We start from the raw sequence: 439 nt of genomic DNA, 5'->3' as shown, positions 1-439 counted from the left end.
GTTATTCAGACGTACTTGCGCTTGTTGAATCACTCTCACTTGTTGATAATGACGTACTAGCAGATTCTGATGCACTTATTGATCCTGAAGTACTGTCAGATAATGAAGTACTCGCACTTCTTGAGTTACTTAGGGAAGTACTTTCACTTAGTGAGCCTGAATCAGATATTGAGTCACTTGTTGATGTACTTGTACTGTTTGAATCACTTATACTTGTACTGTCTGAATCACTTATAAATGTAGAATAACTTTCACTTGTTGATGTACTTGTATTAGCCGATTCACTATCTGATACGCTAGTGCTTGCTGACTTACTTGTACTCTCTGATGCTTTTTGTGAATTACTCTCACTTATTGATTTTGACGTACTAGCAGATTCTGATTTACTTTGCTAATCTGCAATACTTGTACTTTTTGATTTACTCTCACTGATTGAATT

At 35.5% G+C, this 439-nt stretch carries 1 pseudogene; it reads left to right on the top strand.

The features are described 5' to 3' along the window. Positions 1 to 248, top strand: a pseudogene (locus HZY83_RS08545) (hypothetical protein); the annotation flags it as partial. Positions 249 to 439 lie beyond the last annotated feature (191 nt).

The sequence above is a fragment of the Gemella sp. GH3 genome (assembly GCF_013415425.1).
GTDB lineage: Bacteria > Bacillota > Bacilli > Staphylococcales > Gemellaceae > Gemelliphila.
The sequence above is the reverse complement of the archived record's forward strand: the minus strand, read 5'-3'. Positions and strand labels throughout refer to the sequence as shown.